The following is a 22,333-nucleotide window of genomic DNA, read 5'->3' as shown; positions in this document are numbered from 1 at the left end:
ACACCACTCTCTATATATTATAATAATTTCTATACCAATCAACGAACTCACCCACACCTATCTGTATATTAGTCTGTGGATGAAAATTAATTTCCTCATATAAATCTGTAACATCTGCATAAGTTTCAGGAACATCTCCAGGTTGTAGTTCTTTGAAATTTTTTATTGCAATTTTTCCTGTCTTTAACTCTATTGCCTCTATAAAATCTAATAATTTAACAGGGGAATTATTTCCAATATTATAAATTTTATATGGACAATAACTTGTATTCGGTCTTGGATAATCACCATTCCATGAAATATCGCCCTGTGCAGGTTTTTCAATTAATCGACTAATGGATTCAACAATATCATCAACAAAAGTAAAATCGCGCATCATATTTCCATTGTTATAAACATCAATACTTTTTTCTTCTAGAATATTTTTTGTAAATTTAAATAATGCCATGTCTGGTCTACCCCATGGTCCATAGACTGTAAAAAATCTTAAACCAGTTGTCGGTAAATTATATAAATGACTATAAGTATGTGCCATTAACTCATTAGCTTTTTTCGTAGCTGCATATAAACTTAACGGATGATCAACATTACTTTTCGTAGAAAATGGCTTATTAGTATTTGCACCATATACAGAACTAGATGAAGCGTAAATCAGATGTTCTACATCTTTTCTCTTACAATTTTCCAATATATTTAAAAAGCCAGTAATATTGCTATCAATATATGCATGTGGATTTTCTAAACTATACCTAACCCCTGCCTGTGCTGCTAAATTTATAACTATATCTGGTCTTTCATCATCAAAAATTTTCTCTATTTCAAATTTATTTTCTAAATCCACAAAATAATTTTTGAATTTACCTTCTAATAATATTTCTAGTCTGTCTCTTTTTAATTTAACATCATAATAATCATTCAAATTATCAATCCCAATAATTTCATAATTCATTTTTGATAACTTTTTTGCTAAATTAGAACCTATAAATCCAGCCATACCTGTGATTAATACTTTTTTCATAAATTTCACCTTACCTTTTATTTAATAAATTAAAATTACCAAAAATACTATAAATAAATATTTTGAAATTAGTATCAAAATATTTATTTATAAAATAATAATTTGCAATGAAATATACAGTAATAAAAACGGACACTTTAATTAATAAATCAAAGTAATCGTTTGATAGATTTATTATTGATATTACAAAACTTAATAAGATACATAATGTGAAATTAAATAATATATTCAATCCTATATTTTTTGAAAAATAATTAAATTTTAATTTTAATATATTCAACACTAAAATGTTCATTATGCAATAGTTTAAAAAAATTGAAATCGAGGTAGAAATTGCAACTCCATTTATTCCATATTTGCTTCCAAAAATAGCACCAATTATAACTGAAGTTGCATAAAATACTTGCGTGTATACTCTGTTTTTTACTTTACCTAAGGAGTATGTTATTGTGTCACAAATTTTATAGCCCACTCTGAAGAATAATGTTGTAAAAAGAATTTGAAACGCAATTATAATCGTTCCCCATTGATTTCCTAGAATAATGTGTATGATTTTTTCAGAACTAGGTATAATAAAAAACATTACTGGGAAGGTTATTATTATTACTAAGTTAGTTACATTAGTGTAAATTATCCCTACCTTTTTATAGTCATCCTGATTCTTAGATAACAATGGGAAAAGTATTTTTTCTATTAAGGTACCTATAATTAATGTAGGTACCATTAAAAGTTGATATGCTCTATTATAATTACCTAAATGATATGATCCTAAAAATTTTCCTATTACAAAATTATCTCCATCGTTTGCAGCCGTATTAAAAATTCTGCTTATAGTAAATGTTACTCCATATTTTAATAGTTCTATCCCACTCGATATACTAGGTTTTTGATGTAAGCTAATAGGATATAAATACATCATTATTAACGAATTAATAATTGCTTGAATAATTATTGCTATAATTAATGAGTAAGCTGCATAATCAATATGCGCTAGATAAAGTGAAACTATAAAATACAGTCCAGTAGACACCATATTGGCAATACTTATCTTTCCAAAAAACATTTCGCGTTGTAACATTGATTCAGACACGCTAGAAAGACTTTTTATTATAAAAATTATTGGTACTAAGTACAGTATTTTATTATCATTAATATTTAAAATCATTGTAATTTGTGAATTTAATAAAAATATTAAAAGACTAATTACACATCCAAAAATTAAATTAATATAAAAACCAGTGGTAATATCTACTTCCTTTATTATTCTCTTTTGTACAATTGCCGGACCTACACCCATCATCCAAAATATTTCAGAAAAATTGACTATTATTTGTACAGCAGCAACAATTCCAAATTCAGTAGGTGTTAACATTCTAGATAATAAAACTAAAGTTAAAATCTTAATAAAAATATTAAAAACTGTAGAAATAGCTATATAAACTGTTCCTTTAAAAATTTTCTTTTCATTATATTTCATAATTATTCAATCCTATGTTTTTTTGAAGTTACAAATTCAATTATGATTGTAATAATAAGTAATATTGTAGTATTTAATATTACAACACTTAATATTAATGATGGATTATATAAATACCATCTAATTGAGTAAATAGTTATTACTACTTTGTAGATAAAAGAATACTTGTTAGAACTGTTAAATATAAGATTGATTAGTAAACCCAATAATATTGCGCTAATCACTACTGACAACAAACCGCCAATGGCATAAACGTGTGAAGGAAATATACCACCATAGTTATTATATAACCACGAATAGTTTTGTTGAGAATATTGGGCAAGGTTACGATATGGACTTTCAATACCTAGAAAAATATCTTTGAGAGTACCAGTTAAAAATTTAAAAGTATTTTCTTCTAAACTATATAAAGATGAAATTGCCAAAGATGTATAATATGAATAAGAAACTGTATCAATATATAATCCTTTTTTTAGTGATAACACAAAAATTTCGAATATACCTTCATTCATATTATCCCTAAAAACACCAATTGTATTAGAAACTAAAATCCCAAATACTGTAATTGCCATTATTCTAAAAATGCTCAAATATTTATATAAATATATAATAATAAAAAGAATAAAGTATAGAAATACTGATGATCTATCACCAAGCATTGAAAACACAACTATATAAACAGTTATATACACCATAAATATCAAATTAAAAAATTTATTATTTTTTGAATAAAACCAAATAAAAATCCAGATTAAAACTGAATATTCAAATATAGGATTTGATATACTGACATAATTACTACCTGTCATCTTAATAAAAATTGTAAAGCCATATAATAAAATTGAGTAAGTTATTAAAGAATAGAAAAGTGTTATAAACCAGTTATTCTTTCTAACATTATTGATATTAATATTTTTTTCTTTCTTAATGTTATTCAAGAATAGAGAAAAAACTACGTTAAATATCAGTATAGCTTCTGCAAATTTATTGTTTATTATATCGCTCCTCAAACCGTAAGACTGCCAATTTGCAACATTCTTTCCAAGTAAGAACATATCATTTATTGCAACAGACATATTAATTACTGTAATTATGCTTATTAATATTAAGAGTAATTTGTTATCTTTAGATTTAATACACATCATTGTACTACACAAAAATAGTAAAATACCGATTAATTTTAATTCAATTTTATTTTCAAAAATACTTATTGTTATTATTGAAAGTATAAAAAAAATAAAATCAGTTATTAAAAATTTGTTATTTTTTCTATTCATCTTTTGAATCCTTTAAATCACAGTTAATTACTAATTTCCTATAAAAATCATTTCTTTTTTTCTCTAAATTGGTATTCAGATATTCCATTGCTTTGTTATAATTTCTTTCACTAATTCGTTTATACTCATAAATATCATCTATTAATGCTTTAGATATATCTGACATCTTTTTTATATCAGTGGGAGTAGTAATATAATTACTTTCTAACAACTCTGGTGTTCCTCCAACATTTGTACTTATTACTGGTAATGAACATGCCATTGCTTCTATAACTACCCGCGGTAATCCCTCCGCCTTGGATGGAAATAACATGATATCTGAATCAATAAGCAATGTCCTTAATTCTTCCTTGTCCCTTATTAATCCAGTAAAAATAATACTGTTCTCTAAATTCAGCTCTCTCACTAAATTTTTATAATCTATTATATTTTCAGTTGCTCCTACAATCTTTAGTTCAACTTTATAACCTTTATCCAGCAAATCTTTTATAACTAGAATAGCTTCTTTTTGGCCTTTCATGTCATTAATGTGATTAGCAATATGAATGAACTTCACTAAAATATCTTTATTTAAAATAGTAGTATTTTTTTTGTAAAAAAAACGTTCTGGTAAATCAATAGTTGAATAATAGCTTTCAAAATAATCTTGAGTCATATCTCCAGAAATTCTAATTGCTGACGGATATTTTGATTGTAGATATTTTTCAGTTACATATGATACACCATTGGCTTCTCTTACTGATTTTTTAAGTTTCTTTGTGAAAAGTTTTTGTGCGATATAGTTTCCTTTATACGCTTCATAAGGATCGGCAACAACTTCAATAATAAAAGGCTTTTTTAACTTTCTGTAATGTTCTAAAACAAAAGTAGCAGAAATAGAAGGTAATCTGAATATAGCAATTTCAAAATCTTTAATTTCTCTTTTTATTATTTTATTTAATGTTCTGTACTTTATTAAATATCCTTTAGATTTTCTCATATATGGTAATTCAATCACACTTATACTGTCTCCAGATACTTTTAATAATTTTTCAGACTCATTGAAATCTATTTTTTTCGTTCTTGATATAACTGTAATTTGGTTATATACATTTAAATATCTTTTCCAAAACTGATAATCATATATCGTATCGCACCAATACGTTCCATCAGGAGTTTTATAAAATATGGAATCTGCTGCAACTAATACTTTCATATTTTTTTCCACACATTTCTATTTATATAATCTGTATAAGAAATAATAATTTTCACTACTTTTTCCGATACATTATCGATATCATAGTCTGCTACTACGCGTGTTTCATTACCTTTTGCTTCGATTTCTGCTAGTCCTTGTAGAATGCGATCTTTCGATACACCCACCATCATCACAGTTGCTTCTTCCATTGCTTCTGGTCTTTCATGTGCTTCACGTATATTCAACGATTTAAGTCCCAGGATAGATGTTTCTTCACTGATTGTCCCACTATCACTTAATACCGCTTTCGCTGCTTTTTGAAGTTTAATATAGTCATTGAATCCTAAAGGTTTTAATGTTTGTACTAGGTTATGGAATTGAATTCCTAGTTCATCAATACGCTTCTGTGTTCTTGGATGCGTACTAATAATCACAGGTAACTGATATTTTTCTGCAACTGCATTCAAAGCTTCAACTAATTCGACGAAGTTTTTATCCGAATTAATATTTTCTTCTCTGTGCGCTGAAACAATGAAGTATTCATTTTCTTTTAATGATAATCTTTCTAACACATCAGACTTTTCAATATCTTCTAGTCTTGAGTTAATTACTTCTTTCATTGGACTTCCTGTTTTTATTACACGATCTGCTGGCAATCCCTCACGTAATAAATACTCACGTGCAATTGTGCTATACGTAAGATTAATGTCAGACGTGTGGTCTACAATCTTACGGTTTGTTTCTTCAGGTACACGTTGATCGAAACAACGGTTACCCGCTTCCATATGGAAGATTGGTATTTGTTTACGTTTTGCTGCAATAGCACATAAACAACTATTCGTATCGCCTAATACTAAGAAAGCATCCGGCTTTACTTCATCTAGAATTGGATCAATCGCAATTAATATATTTCCGATTGTTTCAACTGCAGTTCCTTTTGCCGAATTTAAGAAGTAATCAGGTTTACGTAATTTGAAGTCATTAAAGAATACTTCATTTAATTCGTAATCATAGTTTTGTCCTGTATGCACTAATGTATGTTCAATCGCTTCAGATTGTTCTAATCGATTTATAACTGCAGATAAACGAATAATTTCAGGTCTTGTCCCAACCACAGTCATTACTTTTAATTTATTCATGTTATACCTCCAAGAAATATGTATCTGGATTTTCAGGGTCGAACATTTCGTTTACCCACATTACAGTGACCATATCTGTGTCACCTAAGTTTTCAATGTTGTGTGTATATCCAACGGGTATATCAACCACTTCAAGCTTGTCACCTGATACGAAGTATTCATATACTTTCTCTTCATCTGGTTTTCTGAATCGGATAACCCCAGTTCCAGATACCACTAAGAATTTTTCATTCTTCGTATGATGCCAATGATTCCCTTTTGTGATGCCTGGTTTTGAAATATTTACTGAAGTTTGGCCACGATCTGGCGTTTTGATAAATTCTGTGAAAGATCCTCTATGGTCTTGATGCATTGTAAGTGGATAACTAAATGCGTCTGTTGGCAAGAAACTTAAATAAGTACTATATAACGCTTTATCGAATGCATCATCTAGTCTCGGAAGAGTTCTATCTTCACGGTCTTGCTTAAATTGCTTGATTGTATCAGCAATTCTGCCTAATGTGACCGTATATGCATTCGGAACAATATTTAATCCATTTACAACCGTAGGATTATCTTTGATGGCGCGTTTAAATTCATTAAGAACATCGTCTATGTAATTTAGTGTTAGTTCAATATTAGGATCATTTACTTGTATATCTTCATTACGTGCTACTTTATGACAGAATGTTGCTACTACAGTATTGTAGTTGGGTTTAGACCATTTGCCGAACAAGTTATTTAATCTATAGATATAAACTTTATTTCCATTCTCTTTTAATGAATCGAATAATGACTCTGCTTGTGCTTTACTGCTTCCGTATGGATTATCATTCTCAGCTTGAATAGAAGATGAGAAAAGAATACTTGGCTTCTTCTCATTTAGTTTCGTATATTCAATTACCTTTTTTGTGAAATCCACATTCCCACTTATGAATTCATTATCTGTTTCAGGTCTATTAATGCCTGCTAAATGAAAGATAAAATCAGCTTCTTTTAAAGCTAATTTCAGCATTTCATCAGTTGTATCACGAGTAATTTTTACAACATTTAAATTCTCATCTTTTACTAACTCTTGATAAAGGTTCTTACCCACAAAGCCATTTGCACCTGTAATGACGATATTCATTTAAATGTCCCCCGTTTCAACATTTCCGTTCTTACTTTTAAATTTCTCAAGTTCCTCTCTAACATAAGATAAACTTAATAGTTTTTCTTTTATTTCTTCTACACTTAACCTATAAGTATTGTCTGAGTTGTATTCAGAAGCTTTCGTAATCTTACTCGATCCTTCTTCTACAAAGTTTGAATAATTCAAGCCTCTCGAATCTGATGGAATTCTATAGAAATAACCCATATCTTCTGCTTTAGCACTCTCTTCTTTAGTGAGCAATGTTTCATATTTCTTTTCACCATGACGTGTGCCAATGATATTAATTGGATTATCAACTTCAAATAATTCTTTTAATGCAATTGCTAAATCATTTACTGTAGAGGCAGGAGATTTTTGAACCATAATATCTCCCGTATTTGCATGTTTAAATGCATGTTCTACTAATAATACAGCTTCATCAAGACTCATTAAGAATCTAGTCATTTCTCCATCTGTTACTGTAAGAGGCTCACCGCATTTGATTTGATCAATAAACAAAGGTATAACAGAACCTCTCGATGCCATTACATTTCCATAACGCGTACCGCAAATAAGAGTCTGTTCTGGATCTACCGTTCTTGATTTTGAGACAAATACTTTTTCCATCATTGCTTTTGAAATACCCATAGCATTGACAGGGTATGCTGCTTTGTCAGTTGAAAGACAAATTATTTTTTTAACATTATTTCGAATCGCTGCGTTTATTACATTTTCTGTGCCAATAACGTTTGTTCTTACTGCTTCCATAGGGAAGAATTCACAAGAAGGCACTTGTTTTAAAGCTGCCGCATGAAAAATATAATCAACATTATGCATTGCATTATTTACGCTCTGCTCATCTCTTACATCACCAATATAGAACTTTAATCTAGAATTTTTGTATTTTTTACGCATATCGTCTTGTTTCTTTTCGTCTCTAGAAAATATACGAATCTCTTTAAAATCACTATTTAAAAATTTCTCCATTACTGCATTTCCAAATGACCCAGTTCCACCTGTGATTAATAACACTTTATCTTTAAACAACCTATTCACCTACATCCTTCTTATTTCTCTTTCTCTCCATAGTAATAGTAATAATCTCCATCATCTTTTTTATTTAAATCATTGAGAACTACACCTAAAGTTCTAGAAGAACTCTTGTCTAATTGATTCTTAGCGTCTTTAACTTTATCTCTATGTGTTGTTTTTGAATTTACAACTAGCAGTGAACCATCAACCAGGTTACCTAATATTTGAGAATCTGCAACAGCTAGTACTGGTGGTGTATCTAAGATAATGATGTCATATATCTTCTCTAAATCATCTAATAATTTTTCCATTGCCAATGAACCCAGTAATTCTGCTGGATTTGGTGGAATAGGTCCTGATGATAAGAGATCTAGTTTAGGTTGGACATCCTTTTTTATAGCAGCCTCAAGATCAACTTGACCCGCTACTAAGTTTGATAATCCTTTAACATTCATCACTTCAAATACTTTATGCTGCGTCGGTTTACGTAAATCTGCATCAATCAATAAAGTTTTATATCCTGCTTGTGCGAATGATACGGCTAAATTTGCAGACATCGTCGATTTACCTTCTCCTTGTTCTGAAGATGTTACCAGTAATTTATTGATAACGATATCCGCTGAAGTGAATAATAGGTTAGTTCTTAGTGTCCTAATTTGTTCAGATATTACCGATTTAGGACGATGTACGATTTCAAGTTGTTTTATGTCATTTTTTCTTCTCTTCATTTTAAACATATGGCACCTACTTCTCTATCGTATATATCTTACCAAGTGTTGGTAGACCGATATATTTGTCTATTTTTTCTTCTGTGTTAAGTCTTGTATCTAGCATTGAACGTAAGAACGCAATTGCTGTTCCTAGTATTAATCCTAATAGTCCAGCGACTATTATATTCATTAATGGTTTAGGTTTAATAGGCGACGTAATTTCGTTTACATCGGCTTTCGAGAATACTGATAAATTATCTACACCCATTACTCTCTTGACTTCTTTTTGTGCAATATCTGCTAATGCATTTGCAATTTTAGCTGTTTTCTTCTTATCTGGACCTGTAACATTAATTTTCATTAACTGTGATTCCGCTTCACTTGTCACAGAAATCATTGGTTGTAATTGTTTCTCTGTCTCTTTTAGATTCAATTGCTTCACTAATTGTGAACGTATTACTTTAGAATTGATCATTTGTGAATATGTATTAATTAATTGTAAGTTCGTTTGAACCTCTCCCGGGTTATTATAAACATCACCCTTCTTGCCTTTTTGATTGACGATTACTTGAGATTCAGACTGATATGTTGGCTTGATTAAGAAGAAAGACACCAGACCCGCAATTAATGCGAATGTTACTGCTAGAGATACAATAAGCTTTAAATTCTTCTTCAGTATTTCAATAATTTCTTTTAAATCGATTACTTCTTCCATTTTTGCCTCCTATTATATATAAAATCCACATTATAAATATACGTCTTTTTACATCGATTGTGAATAGAGTTATTGTCCAAATATCGTACTTATAAGCTTTATTACAATTACATTTCGTATATTAATGAATAAAAATACATTAAATACATTAGTTAACATGTAAATACAAACAATTTTTTGATAAATACATTCGGTTAATTTACTATTAAATATGCGTTCGAAAAATATAACATTTAACATATAACTTAATTATCATTTGACTTCTACAAAATTTCCGACAATTCTTAATGTATAAAAATAAATATTACAATTGTGTGAAGTTTTTATAATTAACTCTCATATCATTGAATTAGTTCAAGAAAGGTATCTTGTTATACCAATTTAATCTTTATATATTCTATAATTTCCAACAATAAATTAATTTACTAATTATTTTTAATAGCCTTCGAAATATTATTTCTTAGTTAAGTAATACATTCTATTTTTTAGTTAATTAGTTATTTAAATATAATAAAAAATAACCATCCACTAATTCAAATGGATGGTTATTTTTATGCACTTTATACATTTCTCATTAATCTTCTGATGACTCATCTTCTCTCATTTTGTCGAATATCAATAATACTACTGCACCTATTCCAATCAATACCGATGAGACTATTGCATTGTTTTGTCCTACAGCTTGTACGACATGATGACTTTCCACAGTTTCAGCAAACAATTCATACGTTTGTACTATTGTAACAATAATCAACAATGCAATATGTATACCTATTTTATATATGAATTTCTTCATGTCGTCCCTCCTATTAATTTACGTAGTTTCATTATACAATTATTTTCAGAATATTCACATTACAGTAGGATAACAATTTCCTTAAGTTACTATTCTATAAAATTTTACTTGAACTCATTTAGCTTATTCTTTTATTTCCTCTCATCTATACCATTTCCTGTGATAATACATTTATAAAAATATATTTTTTATAGTTTGTAATTACTAATTACAACTCAATATCAAACAATGTTTCATTCTTATTTGAATAGGGTTTTTAGAAAATGTATTGAATAATAATATTATTTAGGGGGAATTCTATTATGACGAATGAAAAACAAAAGCAACTCGATGAATTTAAACGTGAGCATAAAGAAGATACTGCATTAACAACGAATCAAGGGTTAAAGATGGCAGAGGATGAGTTTTCATTAAAGGCTGGGGAACGTGGTCCAACTTTGCTTGAAGACTTTCATTTCAGAGAAAAGATGACGCATTTCGACCATGAGCGTATTCCAGAGCGTATTGTACATGCCCGTGGTTATGGTGCACATGGTGAATTTGAATTATATGAATCTATTGAGAAATATACGAAAGCGAAGTTCTTAAATGATACTTCGAAGAAGACACCACTATTTGTTCGTTTCTCTACTGTTCAAGGGTCACGTGGTGCAAATGACACTGTACGTGATGCGCGTGGTTTCGCAGTGAAGTTCTATACAGAAGAAGGGAACTATGATTTAGTCGGGAACAATATTCCTGTATTCTTTATTCAAGATGCGATTAAATTCCCTGACTTAGTACATGCAATCAAGCCTGAACCACATAACGAAATGCCTCAAGGTGGAACAGCACATGATACATTCTGGGACTTCTTTGCACAGAATCCTGAATCAACACATATGACAATGTGGACAATGAGTGATAGAGGTCTTCCTAAGAGTTACCGTACAATGGAAGGTTTCGGTGTACATACTTTCCGTTTAATTAATAAAGAAGGTCAGTCACATTTCGTTAAATTCCACTGGAAACCTGTTTTAGGTGTTCATCAGTTAGTATGGGATGAAGCACAGATTATTGCAGGTAAGAACCCTGACTTTAACCGTGAAGATTTATATGAGTCTATTGACAAAGGTGATTACCCTGAGTGGGAACTCGGTATTCAGGTTATTAAAGAAGAGGATGAATTCAAGTTTGACTTTGATATATTAGATCCTACGAAATTATGGCCAGAAGAAGATGTGCCTGTTGAAATTATCGGTAAGATGACTTTAAATCGTAATGTGGATAATGTTTTTGCTGAAACTGAGCAAGTTGCTTTCCATCCAGGTCATTTAGTTCCGGGTATTGATTTCAGTAATGATCCATTATTACAAGGTCGCCTATTCTCATATACAGATACTCAGTTATCACGTTTAGGTGGTCCAAACTTCCACCAGATTCCAATTAACCGCCCAGTTTGCCCATTTGCGAATAACCAACGTGATGGTATGCATCAATCATTTGTGCATACAGGTCAAGCTGCTTATCATAATAATGCAATCAACAATAACAATCCACACACAACACCGGGTGAAGAAGGTGGATTTGAAAGTTATCACGAGAAGATTGATGCACATAAAGTACGTGCTAGAAGTGAAAGCTTTAAAGACCATTATTCTCAAGCGAAATTATATTTAAACAGTTTATCAAAGCCAGAACGTGATCACCTTGTTGATGGATTTGCGTTTGAACTCGGTAAATGTAAACATGACTTCGTAAAAGAGAATGCTGTTAATAATATTAATTACGTGGATCATACACTTGCTACTGAGATTGCAGAACGTATTGGTGTGAAGGCGCCAAAAGAAGATGTTGAAGTGAAGTCAGATAAACAATCTCCTGCTTTAAGTATGGAGAATACAGTGAAGAAGTTAGATACTTTATCAGTTGCTTTAATGGTAACAGAAGATACTAAACCAGAAGATGTTACATCAATCATCAAAACTTTAACAGATAATAAGGTAAACCATAAGTTAGTCGCTCAAAAAGCAATGAATTTAGGTGATTTAAAGGTAACAGAAACATTCGATACCGTGCACTCAACTTTCTTTGACGGAATTATTGTCGTTGATGCTAAAGTACCTTTGTTACCGCCAGCAAAAGATTATATTGAAGCTGCGAATCGCCACTTTAAGACGATTGGTTATTCAGCTGCTGCAGAAGCAGCAATTGAAGCAACTTCAGTAGATCCTAATGGTATAGGTATCGTTGAAGTGAACGATGTTAATGCGTATTTAGACGAACTTGTGAAACAAAGACATTGGGATAGACAACTATAATTTAAATTAATAAAAGCTCGCGATATCAAATGATATCGCGAGTTTTTCTGTATTATTGAACGTCTTCAATCATACTTATTTTAAATTTAATTATTTACGACGAGAACCTAATAGTGCTGCGCCACCTAATAATGCTAATACTGAAGCAATAACACCATTGTTATCTTTTTCACCAGTGTCAGGTAATACTGTTTTACCGATTTCAGCTGGTTTAACTGTTTCAACTGGTGCTGCCGGTTGCGTTGCTTCAGCTGGTGTTGGAGTAGTTACTTCTGGTTTAGCAGTATCTGCTGGTACAACTGGTTTTGTTTCTGCTGGAGGTGTTACTTCACCGCCGCCTGCTGGAGGTGTTACTTCACCACCGCCTGCTGGAGGTGTTACTTCGCCGCCGCCTGCTGGAGGTGTTACTTCACCGCCGCCTGCTGGAGGTGTTACTTCGCCGCCGCCTGCTGGAGGTGTTACTTCGCCGCCGCCTGCTGGAGGTGTTGGTCCTGGTGTTCCAACGCCGTAGTATCCTTGGTCTACGTTAAAGTTAGATTCACCTTTTAAGTTAACGATTACATTGATTGGTCCGTCTGAATCAATTGCTTCAGATACATCGTTATCGATGTTTGCAATAACTGGTGACCAATCTAATGGATTGTGGAAGTAAACAATGTATTGTCCGTCTGATAAACCATGGAATGCATAGTTACCGTATTCATCTGTAAATGTTCTATCAACAAAGTTACCAGCATAGTCATGAATTGTTACTTCTAAGTTAGCTACTGGGTTTTCACCTTCATCATATAAGTTGTTACTGTTCGCATCCCACCATACGTGGTCTCCGATTGATAAATTACCTTTAGCTGGTGCTGGCTTAACTTCTCCGCCACCTTCAGCTGGTGGTGTAGTTGGTGCTGGCTCAGCTGGTTTAACTTCTCCACCGCCTGCTGGTGCTTGTCCATTTAAAGGAATAAATCCTGTGTCTAAAGTATTAATGTTAGCATCTTTAATATCAACTAACACATCAATTGGTCCGTCTGAATCTACATCTTCAGAACCGATATTTGCTACGTCGTTTGCATATCCAGTTGGTACTTGGAAGTTAACGATATATGTGCCATTTTTTAAACCTGAGAATGAGTAATTTCCGTTTGCATCAGTAACTGTTGTTGCAACATGGTTACCTGCATAGTCACGAATTGTTACAGTTAAACCTGCAAGACCAGTGTCTCCTGCGTCTTGTACGTAGTTACCATTGTTATCAGAGAATACACGATCCCCTAAAGAGTAAGTTGCTTCTGCAGCGTCTGCTGAGTTTAAACCTAAGAACATCATAGATCCAACAACAACCGAAGCTGTTCCTACTGTAAACTTTCTAATTCCAAACTTGTTCATAAAAATCCTCCTCTTGTCTATCTCTTGTGTTTATTATTTGTCATGACACACATATAGCGTAAACCATGACTTAATTTTATTTTAATACTATTATTTTACATTACTACACTTAGTTGCATTTTGCATATATATGAGTTATCAACAATTATCGTATAAATATACACGAAATCCCTCTTAAATTAATAAATATTTAATATAACACATTTTAGACTTTGAATAAATTCAATTATTTAGGTTATATCCTATAATTATTTTATTTATCCATTTTCCCTTTATACAAAAAGTGTATAAAGTTATCCACATGTATAGTCAAATTTATAAATGTGACGAATTTGTGAACTAATTCTAAGGTCATCATATTTTCTCTTTCGTCTAATCGTTGCCTATATTTTTCCTCATCTAAATGGATCTTCTCAATAATTTATTGGTAAAAATAAAAAACCTAATGTTGACTTATTACAATCATCATTAGGTTCCATCATCTGTATCAGTATTCTTATTTCTAACTTATTATAGATAGGCCATTGCATTATTTTCGTTTAATATTTAAAAAGATATAGGTCAATATGAAGATGAGTAATAATGTAAACCATGAGCTTGATATTACTTTAATGTCTTCTAGCCATGACTTTTGGTAACGAATTGAGCGACTATTATTGTTTGATACCTTATTATTTTCTTGTTTTTTTACGCGTGTTGTATAGACTAACAAACGTTCTTTACCATTTGGTGTACACGTCAATAATGTTATCATATCTTTGCCAGGTATAATATTCATTGCTGAAACTTTATCTGGCGAAACAATAATGAAATCTGTCACACGATAATATAATTTCTCTTTAAAATTATTTACTATTATTAAATCTCCATATTGTAGTTGATCAATATGTGTAAACCATTCTTGAAATGGGGAATAAGAATGAGCTGCAAATACACTATTAGTCGATAGTCCACCTGTCGGATAACTTGTGCCTAAGACTCGCGATACTCCTTTATTTAAATTCTCAGGAGTTGCTCCATCAAATACAGGATAATGCAATTTTAATTTTGGTATTTTAATTGTGGCAATTACTTCTTCTGATTTTTCCAGAATGGTATCCTTATCCTTTGGTTTCGATTTAACACTTGGCGCAATAATGTTTTGTGCTGCACTGCGAGTCGCTTCATTATATGCTTTTTGCTGTTTATATTTACTCATCATAGTGTCATTAAGGTCTTTATTGTCTAATAATTCTGATTGCCTTGTTGAATCATAGTTATAATATACCTTCGTAATAATAGGATATAAAGCTATGAGTAATCCACATATGAACATTAAATTAATTACTTGTTTCAAAATTAATCACGGCGCTTTCTTGATTGGAAAAATCGATATATTAAATATAACAGTATCGTAATTCCAATACCGATTAAATAATTTTTATAAACAAAGATAAATTTCATCCACCATGGTTCTTGTGCTTTATCATGTTCATTCGCTTCTGCCGGTGTATAAGGTATTCGATGTCCTTGAACAATCAAACGATGTGAATTAATCATATAAGGTGTGCAAGTTAATAATGTTATTCTATCCTCACCTTTCATGATATGCAACTTCTCTATTTCATCTGGTTTAATTACTTCAATATGATCAACTTTGTATGCAATGATCTCTTTTATATTTCTGATATAAATTTTATCGTTCTGTTTAACCTTATCCAAATTGGTAAACAACATCTTGTCAGGTAAGCCCCTGTGACCTGTAATTACAGTGTGCGTATTCTTACCACCTACAGGTAATGATGTACGTTCAAGATGACCTAAACCCTTTTGTAATACACGCTCTCTTGTTCCTGCAAATAAAGGAAGCTTTTGATGAATTCGTGGTACTTCTACATAACCAATTTGTTCATTTACTTCTAACATCTTCGCGTAAAGTGCTTTTCCTTCTGCCTTATCTTTCTCACTAAAGATATCTACGATATGTTCATTCGTCATTAATGTTGAATTATATGCTTTAGCTTTTCTGATACGTTCTTCTACGTCTTTATCAACCAATTTATTTAACTCTCGATCAAACTTATTCATTTCATTCGTAGATTGATAATCATAATAAATAGCACTTATCATTGGATATAATAAAATTAATGCCCCAGATAAAAATATTATAAAAAATAATAAATTAAACATAAAATTATTTTTCTTTCTTTGAGTAGTCTCTTTCATGATGGATACTCCTTTCCATAAACAAAATAAGGTAGACTGGGTTGTCTACCTTATTTTATATGAAACACCTTGATTATGCTTGTTGTTTTTTTCTATAGATAATGATTGCTATACCCATCATTAATAAACCTACTACAGTAAAGAAAACTGTACCCATACCACCTGTATTAGGAATTGAAGTCTTTTTATTGATAATTTCTTGTGCTACTGCTGTTGCTGCTTGAGAACCATCAGTTACATTTGTCGGGTCAGAGTAATATGATGTTGCATTAATTGTAAATTTTGTTTCAGGATTTGTTGGAATTGTGTAACCTGAAGGTGCCTTTGTTTCTACTAAGTAGTAATCTGTAGAACCAGTGTTATTAGCGCCATCAACACCATATGATAATCCTTTCACTTCAAATTTACCAGTACCATCTGACGTAAATTTAGTAGCAGCTGACTGATCAGTAGTCCATGTTACTTGTAATGTAGTAGCATCTTGTACTAAAAATTCTCCAGCATCATTTTTAATAACAAACTCTGCTCCTGCTAATGTACCACTTGCACCATCTGTTTTAACGAAACTTTTACCACCTGTATAAACTTTAGGAATTTCTGTTGGCGGTACACTAGGATTACCAGTAACATTATGTCCATTATCAAAGTCTAGAGTGGCATCATTCAGGATTGGTTGTCCCATAACAGCACTTTCATTTATTACCGTTGGAATAAGAATATTTAATTTTCCTGTTGGACCTGCAGTTGCTAATTTAGTTAATCCCGATGTTGTGAAATCAACTTTAACTAATCGTGCTGTAGCATCGTATGTTACATTATAGTCAGTTCCTTTTACAAGTGTATTACCATTTAATTCTACTGTTACTTTATCTACACCTTGAAAATCTAATTTCGTATCAATTTTATCAGTGACTACATATTGTACGTATTCTTCAATCCCTTTAACAATTGACGGTTGAATAAACCAATTAAATTCGTCACCAACATTGAATGATGCTGATTTATTACCATCTGTCTTAACATCTTTATCTATTGTCGGTGTGTCTTCTAAAGTATTTTTAGGATAGACATGTAAGTCCGTAATATATCCATTACCTGTTTCATTCGTAATAGGTAAATCTAATCCAAAGGGTACTGCATTTGATGTTTTTACGGCAGTTGATGGATCCTCAATAAACCAATATTGCCCCTCAGCTAATGCAGGTACTTTCACAGTTCCATCAGCTGCTGATTTTGCAGTTGTACCTAATTTAGCTCCTACTAATGCTTGAACTTCTGCTTCGGTATCATATGCTGACATGTTTGCTTTCATTGTAGCTAATTGTTCTGGTGTAACTTTCCAATACGTGAATGAAATGCCTGAGATAGGATCACCATCTGGGATTTCAGTCCCATTTAAATGTCCGTAAGTTGCTTCTATTTCGGAGTCACCCGTAATTTTATGAATCGTAAGGTTGGTGTCTGAAGCAGCTGCAAATGCATTTGTTAATGGAGAAATAATGCTAACTAATAATGCTAATACTAATATAGCGGAAAAACGTTTTGTAATTTTAGACATGAATATGTCCTCCTAATTATTATTTTTTATATTATCGCCTGTGAGCGTTAATTTCTTTTTCTTTTCAATATTATCGCTAGTAGTATTAAACATATCCCAAGAACCGTGAATATAATTGTACCTGTACCACCTGTATTCGGTAATAAAGCCTTACTATTAGCAACATCTTGTTTGACAAGTGTAGTACTGTTGATATTGACTGAGATAGGTGTTGTATTTAGCGAATAACCTAATGGTGCTTTTGTTTCAACTAATGTATATGTACCAAACGGCAAATCCGTAAAATGTATAACTCCTGAATCATCTGTCGTTTTTGTCAATTTGACTGTACCTGTTGCATCACGTAATTCAAAGGTGGCTCCCGGTAATAACTTATCGATATGACCTGCTTCATATTTTTTTACATCTAGATTACCGAGGGCTCTTTTATTTGTGAAATTAAATAATAAGCTACCTGAATAACCTAATCCATCAACCATTATCAAACCATCTGATGATATATTCACTGCATGAACAGTACTATCTAATAAGTAACCTTGTGGCGCTACGCTCTCCTTTAACGAATAATTCCCGGGTAATAAATTTGTAAATTGTACAATTCCATTTCCTGAGCTTGACGCTGTTTGGATTATACCTTTGCTATTTGTTAAAGTGAAAACCGCACCTGATAGTGCATTATTTTTATCATCTAACTTATTAAATGTAAACGAATAGGATGGTTGACTATATTTCGCTTCTGGTACAGGATAATCTCTTAATTCAGTCGTTGTTGGTGTAGGTTGTAATGTAGTCCTTCCATTCATTGGATAGAACTCTCCATTTACAAATTCACTATCTTCTGTACGCAAAGTCACTTTATAATTTATATTAATCCATTCACCTTTACCAAATGTTAATCCATTGAGCTTAATCGTTTTTGTAGCTAAATCATAATAAGCTGTCACACCATTAAGTAATGCTGGATTTGATGCTGTTAATGTATAATCCGATGCATCAAAGATACTATTATTACCTAAATCAAGATCGTACATCTCACCAATTGGGTCAGTAATAGTTCCTCCACTGATACTTTTGATAGTGAATTGTGCGATATTACTTAATATATTTGGTAAATCTTTTGCAGTATCAGTCGTAACAAATGCATTAGATTGTTTAGATGCTATGTTATTAATAACATTATTCATATCTGTTGGTGTGGCAGAATCATAACCTGACATTAAGTTTGTATCCATACCAATTGCAAATATTTCATAATCCGGATGTGCCGTCTTAATTAACTTAGCTTCCGAAACAGTTGGCTGTCCATGATTAGTAATAGCTACATTCCCTATAGAATATGCGTAATTTCCAAATGTACTATTTAAAGGGAAAACTGCACCATCACCAATACGTTTACTGTAGTCGAATGCTGTAATATTCTCTGGATTTGTCGCCACCGTTCCTTTATAACTAAATGTTGGTGCTCCATCTGTTAGTACAATCATTACCTTCTTGGCAGTTGGACGAGCAGTCGAAAGCATTTGAGAGCCTGTACGAATACCTAATTGTGTAAATGTGTGCGCCGTTCCTGTATTTAATGCACCATTGGTTTGATAACTTGCTGGAATTGCACTTTTTATACCAGTCGCTGAAGACTGGAATGACGTTTGACTTATAATTGATGAAGCAAAGTTAACAACACCTATTCTCGTATCATTTACTGCTCCTGTATTACTTGATGTAACACTATCAACAAAATTATTAACACTCGTTTTCATATTTTGCCATCTTGACATTCCGTTACTATTTAAAGTGCTCATACTTCTTGAATTATCAACTACTAGTACAATATCCAGTGGCACTGTTGATTCTGTATCTCGACCTTGCGTTTTCAAATCGATTGCATATTTATTTGGGGTAGTAGTTGATTGTGCGGCTTTCCATAAATAACCTTCATCATATTCAATTGCTAGTGGCACACGGTTTCGATATAATCCACGTTCGTCCCATGTCATATTATTTACGTCACCTATATATGTAGGCGAAGGTTCAACAATTGGTAAACCATTTCCTGGTGTAGGAACGCCCGCACTAGAAAGTACTGTAGTTTGTGCTTTGTTACTCTCTTGACCAGTAGCACTTTTTGCCTGTGCATAAATAATAGTACCTGCGGATTGTGTACGATATAATTCGACGTAATAACGACCACTTTCATCCACTTTTGATGTACCAAGCACATTACCAGCAGCATTTGTGATAGTTATAATACTGTTAGGTGTAGCCGTTCCTAATACACTTGTTTGATTGTCATAAATTGTACTTATTGTTGTTGACATCATATCCGAAACATTAATTTGAGTATTTGGACTCACATTGCCAGAAGCATCTGTAGCATTCACAGTAATAATAGCACCTTCATTTTGAGGCGGAATCGGTACTGAATATTTTCCTGTTATATCAGCCGTTGTGGTTAATTTCAATCCATTTGATAGTAACACTGTAACAAGCGATGAAGGTTCAGCTGTTCCTGTAACATTGAGTGTAGTTGTTGTAACTGCATTAACCTTGGGGGCTTCAGGCGCTACATTATCAGCAGTAATAAGTTTTCCATTAATTACTATGTTATTTGCAATATTATTTGCAATAAAGTGTGCTGCTGGTGTAGAACCACCAATTGATAAATTATATGAAGATAGTGTTTTATCTGTTATCGATGTACTAAAAGAAATGATTGCCTTATTCGAACCAAGACCTGAATAGGCACCTGTAATTGCTTTATATGTGCTATTGTATGTTAATGCTTTCGTTGTAGAAGTAGAACCGTTAATAATTGTTTGTTTAATCGTTGATGTATCTAGAGCTTGGCCAGCACTAAAAACCATATTGTACAAATTATATTCAATTGCATATGATGTGCTGGTTTTTCTATCAATTGTTATCGTCCAATTTATTTTTGTTGCATCAGGACTCAAAGCCGCATTCATCGTCATCAAATCACCAGTCGAGGTATGTGTTATTGGTGTATTTGTCGTGAAAGTGGTATTTACCGTTGCTGCAGCTAAACTCTGTATATTAGTACTGCCTAACGAAAGTGAACGAAATAAAAATGGTGAAATAGATTGTTGAGTTTTATTCACTGCTATGACAGAATCAGTAATACTTTCTTTTTCAATTATATTTTCTTCATTCAAAACACTTTCTGAGATAGGTGTTTCAGTTAATTGCTCTTCAGACGATATTTCTTCATTCGTTAGGGGATCAAGCGTCGAGGAATCTTCAGTAGTTGGTGTCTCAGTAGTAGCTTTAGTATCTATTGTTGTTTCAACTATGTCAATCTTATCTTCCGCTAAATTTTCCTGCTCATTTTTTACAAGAACAATGTTATAATCTTCTATCTTCGCTTTATAACCTTCAATGGGTGTAATTACTACTTCATAGATTATTGGTAAGCCTTCATTATTATTGACGGGTAATGAGTCAAATTCATATTTTGTGGCTTCTTCATCTATCGTTAATGTATCTACCACTTCTTTTGTCAATTGATCCGTTAATGAAATTTTTAGGATTTCTTTTGTCGGATTATCGATATCACCTTTAATCGATGTTTCAAGATAGGTGTGTTTCACATCATATTGTTCAATGTCAGTCTTATAATTACCTTTAAGCGATGATTCTACTTTATATTTCATTTCATTTCCTAATTCATCAAATTTCCTTACATCATTGAAGATGTATTTTCCGTCAGAATCAACAATCACACTCGAAACTTTCTCATTTGTAGAACGATTGATTAAATACATTTCTGAATTTGGATGTTCTAAATCATCCGGCATGTTCACAAACGAAACATTTCCTACAATATTAAATGTTTGATACACACCGTCCGAAGCTTCAACAGTCACACCATTCATTTCAGTTGCTAACGTAACACCGTAATCTGTTTTATTTAAGTCATTAATACTTGTCTTTAAATCAAAATCCACTATTTGTTTATTGTCTTTAAATTCTATTACATATTGCGACTTCGTAGTATCAGACTGAGTTATCTCTACTTCATATGACGACAATTGAGCCTTTAGTGTACTAATATCTAAAGTATGTTGTCCATCTAGTGTCAATATAAAGCGCTTTTCATCTAACTGTTGTTGTAATGGATTTATTGTAATATGCCAGTTAATTTCAGTATCATTACGCTCCTTAGCTGTCACCAAAACGAGTTCTTCATTATCACTCTTACGTGTCATTTCATCTGCTAAAGTAACACCAATAAACAAGTTATTGCATATACTATTGAGCAATAATAAAAGCAAAAATATCATTTTTAGCTTTTTAATAATTTCCACCTTCTTTTTCTACTGACAATTTTTATACCTTCAATTTAATAATAGTCTCACATTAAAAAAAATCAATCTATTTTTTTAATATTAAATCTTAGGATCTTATCAGATATTAATAATAA

The 22,333-nt window shown here is 31.8% G+C and carries 16 protein-coding genes; 1 reads left to right on the top strand and 15 read right to left on the bottom strand.

Annotation, left to right across the window (positions count from 1 at the left end; all coding sequences use genetic code 11):
• Positions 1-10 precede the first annotated feature (10 nt).
• The 10 genes from ACMGE9_RS07750 to ACMGE9_RS07705 all read right to left on the bottom strand — a co-directional run bounded on the left by ACMGE9_RS07750 (position 11) and on the right by ACMGE9_RS07705 (position 10,452).
• Entirely contained in the window at positions 11-1,018 is a 1,008-nt protein-coding gene (locus tag ACMGE9_RS07750; RefSeq protein WP_414042234.1) for an NAD-dependent epimerase, read from the bottom strand.
• A gap of 10 nt (positions 1,019-1,028) precedes the next feature.
• Positions 1,029-2,495: a lipopolysaccharide biosynthesis protein gene (locus tag ACMGE9_RS07745; protein ID WP_414042233.1), complete on the bottom strand. Its 1,467-nt coding sequence runs from the start codon at positions 2,493-2,495 to the stop codon at positions 1,029-1,031.
• A gap of 2 nt (positions 2,496-2,497) precedes the next feature.
• Positions 2,498-3,772: a hypothetical protein gene (locus ACMGE9_RS07740; RefSeq protein WP_414042232.1), complete on the bottom strand. Its 1,275-nt coding sequence runs from the start codon at positions 3,770-3,772 to the stop codon at positions 2,498-2,500.
• Positions 3,765-4,967, bottom strand: a complete 1,203-nt coding sequence (locus tag ACMGE9_RS07735; protein WP_414042231.1) for a glycosyltransferase — start codon at positions 4,965-4,967, stop codon at positions 3,765-3,767. Before ACMGE9_RS07735 ends, ACMGE9_RS07740 begins: the two co-directional genes overlap by 8 nt.
• Positions 4,964-6,088, bottom strand: a complete 1,125-nt coding sequence (wecB, locus tag ACMGE9_RS07730; protein ID WP_414042230.1) for a non-hydrolyzing UDP-N-acetylglucosamine 2-epimerase — start codon at positions 6,086-6,088, stop codon at positions 4,964-4,966. Before wecB ends, ACMGE9_RS07735 begins: the two co-directional genes overlap by 4 nt.
• A gap of 1 nt (position 6,089) precedes the next feature.
• Positions 6,090-7,196, bottom strand: a complete 1,107-nt coding sequence (locus ACMGE9_RS07725) for an NAD-dependent epimerase/dehydratase family protein (RefSeq protein ID WP_414042229.1) — start codon at positions 7,194-7,196, stop codon at positions 6,090-6,092.
• A complete protein-coding gene (locus ACMGE9_RS07720) occupies positions 7,197-8,246 on the bottom strand; it encodes a polysaccharide biosynthesis protein (RefSeq protein ID WP_414044473.1) in 1,050 nt (349 codons plus the stop codon).
• Positions 8,247-8,266: 20 nt separating this feature from the next.
• Complete coding sequence (locus tag ACMGE9_RS07715) at positions 8,267-8,968, bottom strand: CpsD/CapB family tyrosine-protein kinase (protein WP_414042228.1); 702 nt, start codon at positions 8,966-8,968, stop codon at positions 8,267-8,269.
• Positions 8,969-8,975: 7 nt separating this feature from the next.
• Entirely contained in the window at positions 8,976-9,656 is a 681-nt protein-coding gene (locus tag ACMGE9_RS07710) for a YveK family protein (protein ID WP_414042227.1), read from the bottom strand.
• 574 nt (positions 9,657-10,230) lie between these two features.
• The gene (locus ACMGE9_RS07705) at positions 10,231-10,452 is read right to left on the bottom strand and encodes a hypothetical protein (protein WP_414042226.1); all 222 of its coding nucleotides are present in this window, start codon (positions 10,450-10,452) and stop codon (positions 10,231-10,233) included.
• Between the two features lie 302 nt (positions 10,453-10,754).
• On the opposite strand from ACMGE9_RS07705, the gene ACMGE9_RS07700 reads away from it, so the two are divergent.
• Positions 10,755-12,752: a catalase gene (locus ACMGE9_RS07700; RefSeq protein ID WP_414042225.1), complete on the top strand. Its 1,998-nt coding sequence runs from the start codon at positions 10,755-10,757 to the stop codon at positions 12,750-12,752.
• A 90-nt stretch (positions 12,753-12,842) separates the two neighbouring features.
• Here ACMGE9_RS07700 and ACMGE9_RS07695 read toward each other — a convergent pair whose 3' ends face one another.
• The 5 genes from ACMGE9_RS07695 to ACMGE9_RS07675 form a co-directional block, all read right to left on the bottom strand.
• On the bottom strand, positions 12,843-14,132 hold the full coding sequence (locus ACMGE9_RS07695) for an SdrD B-like domain-containing protein (protein ID WP_414042224.1): 1,290 nt from the start codon (positions 14,130-14,132) through the stop codon (positions 12,843-12,845).
• Between the two features lie 529 nt (positions 14,133-14,661).
• Positions 14,662-15,468 (bottom strand): class C sortase, encoded by an 807-nt coding sequence (locus ACMGE9_RS07690; RefSeq protein ID WP_414042223.1) that lies wholly within the window; start codon positions 15,466-15,468, stop codon positions 14,662-14,664.
• Between the two features lie 2 nt (positions 15,469-15,470).
• On the bottom strand, positions 15,471-16,337 hold the full coding sequence (locus ACMGE9_RS07685) for a class C sortase (protein ID WP_414042222.1): 867 nt from the start codon (positions 16,335-16,337) through the stop codon (positions 15,471-15,473).
• Positions 16,338-16,410: 73 nt separating this feature from the next.
• Complete coding sequence (locus ACMGE9_RS07680; RefSeq protein WP_414042221.1) at positions 16,411-17,895, bottom strand: SpaH/EbpB family LPXTG-anchored major pilin; 1,485 nt, start codon at positions 17,893-17,895, stop codon at positions 16,411-16,413.
• Between the two features lie 47 nt (positions 17,896-17,942).
• The gene (locus tag ACMGE9_RS07675; RefSeq protein ID WP_414042220.1) at positions 17,943-22,217 is read right to left on the bottom strand and encodes a SpaA isopeptide-forming pilin-related protein; all 4,275 of its coding nucleotides are present in this window, start codon (positions 22,215-22,217) and stop codon (positions 17,943-17,945) included.
• Positions 22,218-22,333 lie beyond the last annotated feature (116 nt).

The organism is Macrococcus animalis (genome assembly GCF_047425875.1).
GTDB lineage: Bacteria > Bacillota > Bacilli > Staphylococcales > Staphylococcaceae > Macrococcoides > Macrococcoides animalis.
The sequence above is the reverse complement of the archived record's forward strand: the minus strand, read 5'-3'. Positions and strand labels throughout refer to the sequence as shown.